The organism is Kineococcus arenarius subsp. arenarius (assembly GCF_050871845.1).
GTDB lineage: Bacteria > Actinomycetota > Actinomycetes > Actinomycetales > Kineococcaceae > Kineococcus.
On record NZ_JBJLSE010000169.1, the window covers coordinates 1 to 3599 of the forward strand.

3 protein-coding genes are annotated in these 3599 nt (G+C 79.5%); all 3 read right to left on the bottom strand.

What is annotated here, in order from left to right; all coding sequences use genetic code 11:
- Positions 1–52 precede the first annotated feature (52 nt).
- On the bottom strand, positions 53–409 hold the full coding sequence (locus tag ACRYM0_RS20565; protein WP_432507708.1) for a hypothetical protein: 357 nt from the start codon (positions 407–409) through the stop codon (positions 53–55).
- Positions 410–546: 137 nt separating this feature from the next.
- Positions 547–2046 (bottom strand): leucyl aminopeptidase, encoded by a 1500-nt coding sequence (locus ACRYM0_RS20570; RefSeq protein ID WP_432507709.1) that lies wholly within the window; start codon positions 2044–2046, stop codon positions 547–549.
- Between the two features lie 9 nt (positions 2047–2055).
- Entirely contained in the window at positions 2056–3255 is a 1200-nt protein-coding gene (locus tag ACRYM0_RS20575; RefSeq protein WP_432507710.1) for a nicotinate-nucleotide--dimethylbenzimidazole phosphoribosyltransferase, read from the bottom strand.
- Positions 3256–3599 lie beyond the last annotated feature (344 nt).

Consider the following 3599-nt stretch of genomic DNA (forward strand, 5'->3'; position numbering starts at 1 on the left):
GGCGGCACCCCGGGGGGTGCCGCCGCCGTCGTGCGCGCGTGGTGGGGGCGGCTCAGCGCTCCCGCTCGAACGAGACCGACTCCTTGCGCAGGGAGATGGACTCCTTGCGGGTGGTCACCGACTCCTTGCGGGTGGCGATGGACTCCTTGCGGGTCGTCACCGACTCCTTGCGGGTGGTGACGGACTCCTTGCGGGTGGTCACCGACTCCTTGCGGGCGTCGACGGACGCCTGGAAGGCCGAGGAGCTGATGACCGAGATCGCCGGGGGGGCGGCCGAGGCGGACGCGGCCGTCAGCAGGCCGCCACCGGCGAGCACCGCCGACGCGGCCGCGGCGGCCGCGGCGCGACGGGCGAGCAGGCGCAGGCGGGGCTGCGCGGCGGCGTTCCGGGTGGAGTGCGTGGTGGGCATGGATCCTCCAGGGAATCGACCCCGTCGGTGCGAGGTGCGCGGGTGGGCCTCATCGGGTGGACGGTCGACGTCCCCCGAGGACCGTCACGCTGAGCATAGCGGTAGTTGCTCTTAGTGCACGCGCTGTGAGCTGAATCTCAGGAGGAGAGGTCCTCGGCGAGCGCGAGGAGGGTCCGCACCGCCACGCCCGTGCCGCCGCGGTGGGTGTACCCGTACGGCTCGGTCGTGAGGAAGGCCGGCCCGGCGATGTCCAGGTGGGCCCAGGGCACGGGAGTGCCGTCGGCGCGCTCACCGATGAACTCGCGCAGGAACAGCCCCGCGACCAGCATGCCGCCGGCGCGGTCGCCGATGTTGGCGAGGTCGGCCACCTGCGAGTCCAGGCTCGCCCGCAGCTCCTGGGGCAGGGGCATCGGCCAGAACTGCTCACCGGCCCGCTCCGCCGCGGCCAGCACGTCGGCGCGGAAGGCGTCGTCGTTGCCCATGACCGCCGAGACGCGGTTGCCCAGCGCCACCACCTGGGCGCCCGTGAGGGTCGCCACGTCCACGACGCGGTCCGGCTGCTCGGCGGTCGCCGCCACGAGCGCGTCGCCGAGCACCAGACGGCCCTCGGCGTCGGTGTTGAGGACCTCGACCGTCGTGCCGCCGTGCATGGTCAGCACGTCCGAGGGGCGGATCGCCGTGCCCGAGGGCATGTTCTCGGCGACCGCGAGCCAGCCCGTGACCCGCACCGGCAGGTCGAGGTCGGCGACCGCCTTGACCGCCGCGAGCACGGCCGCGGCGCCCGACATGTCGCTCTTCATCGTCTCCATGCCCGCGGGGGGCTTGAGCGAGAGGCCGCCGGAGTCGAAGGTGATCCCCTTGCCGACCAGCGCCAGGTGCGCCTTCGCGCCCTTCGGCGCGTGCTCCACCACGACGAGCCGCGGCGGCCGCGACGACCCCTGCCCCACGCCGAGGATGCCGCCGTAGCCGCCCTCGGCCAGCTCGGTCTCGGTGAGCACCCGCACGCTCAGCCCCGTGCCGCGCGCCAGGTCCTGCGCCGCGTCGGCGAGGTCGGCCGGGGCGAGGTCGCCGGGGGCGGTGTTGACCAGGTCGCGCGCGACGGCGACGGCCTCGCCGACCACGCGCGCCCGCTCCAGCGCGGCGCGCAGCGCCTTGTCGCGCGGCTTGCCCACCAGCAGCGCCACCTGCTCCACGGGCGGGCGCTGGGCGGCCTTGTAGCGGGTGAAGGCGTAGGCGCCCAGGGCCGCGCCCTCGGCCAGCGCGCCGGCAGCCGCCGCGTCCGGGACGGGCAGCGCCAGCGCGACGCGACGACGCCCGGCGAGCGCGCGCACGGCCGCACCGGCCGCCCGGCGCAGGGCCTCGGGGTCCGCCGGGTCCTCGCCCAGGCCGGTGACCGCGACCAGGGGCGCGGAGACGCCCTCGACCTGCGGCAGCAGGTGCACCGAGCCGGCCGCGCCGTCGGCGCCGAGGTCGGCCAGGGCCCGCGCGATCGCCGAGCGCGCCGCCCGGGGGAGGTCGTCGGCCCCCAGCAGCACCGGCGCGGCCGGGTCGGGACCGGTGCCCCGGGCGGCCCCCAGCACGACGGCGTCCGCGGGGACGGTCTTGACGGACTTGCTGCTCAGCTCCAGGCGCACCACGCGCTCACCCTACCCAGCGGCGTGCGCGCCGCCCTGCTGCCCCGACCCGCCGGCCTGCCCCTGCTCCTGCTCCCCGAGCTCGGGACCGGGCTCCGGTCGCGGCTCCGACCGCGCCTGCGGCTGGGGGGCGGGCTCGGGCCCGGGTTCCGGGGCGGGGCGCGGAGGGGCCGCCGCCGCGTCCGCGGCGGCCAGCACCTGCGCGGCCCGCAGCACGCCCAGCGCCGCCAGGGCCCCGGTGCCCGCCCCGCGGCCGGCGCCCAGGTCGAGCACCGGGGTCAGCTTCAGGCGGTCCACCGCCAGGTGCTGCGCCGGCTCGGCCGTGCGCGCGCCCACGACCCACCACTTCTCCGCCCCCGGCACGGCGCGCGAGGCGACCAGCGCCGCGGCGGCCCCCACCACGCCGTCCAGCACGACCGGCGTGCGGCGCGCCGCCGCGCGCAGCAGGAACCCCACGGCCGCCGCGGTGTCCGGGCTGCCGACGGTCTGCAGCAGCACCGCGGGCCGGGTCGCCACCGGCCGCGCGCGGCGCACCGCGTCGCGCACCGCCGCCGCCTTGCGCATCCACGCGTCGTCGTCCACCCCGCTGCCCCGGCCCACCACGTCGACGGCGCTCTTGCGCAGGCACGCGGCGACGAGGGTGGCGGCGACCGTGGTGGCCCCCGCCCCCACGTCGCCCAGCAGCAGCAGGTCCACGCCCTCGTCGACGGCCTCGTCGGCGACGGCGGCGCCCGCCCGCACGGCCGCCTCCGTCTCCTCCGCCGTCATCGCGTCACCGGCCGCCACGTCCCCGCTGCCCGCGCGCACCGCGCGGGCCGTCACCGGCGCCGGCAGGCCGTCCAGGACCGGCGCCGGGGCGTCCACCCCCACCGCGTGCACCACCAGCTCCACCCCGGCGGCCGCGGCCAGCGCCGCCGCCGGGTGGGTGCCCGCCACCAGGGCCCGCACCGCGTCCGCGGCGGTGGCGGACCCCGGTGCCGACACGCCGCGCGCCGCCACCCCGTGGTCGCCGGCCAGCACGACCAGGCGCACGCGCTCCAGCGGCCCGGCGACGTCGGCGTCGCGGGTGCCCGCCAGCCAGGTGGCCAGCTCGCGCAGGCGCGAGGGCGCCCGCAGCGGTGAGCCGGGACCGGCGGGCGCGGTGGGGGCGTGCGGGGAGCGCAGCCCCTCGGCGACCTCGCGCAGGTTCAGCGGCCGCGGGCCGTCGGTCATCGGGAGCTCCTCGGGTGGTGGTCGTGGGGCGGTGCGGGCGGTGCCGCGCGGTCCGTGCAGATCGTCGCACCCGCGAGCACCCCGCTCCCGCGGGCGGGTGCGGGGCGCTTGTGGGTGGCGGCCACCCGCGCCTACCGTCGCGGCGACGGGCCGAGGACGACCGGGGACGGGGAGTGCGCTCGTGGGCGGCAGGGGTGCGGTGCACGAGGGCCTGCTCGCGGCGCGCGAGCACTGGCTGGCGTCCTGCGCGGGCGGGGGCGGGGGGGCGGGGGCGGGGGGGCGGGGGGGGGGGGCGGGGGGGGGGGGGGGGGGGGGGGGGGGGGGGGGGGGGGCGGGGCGGGGGG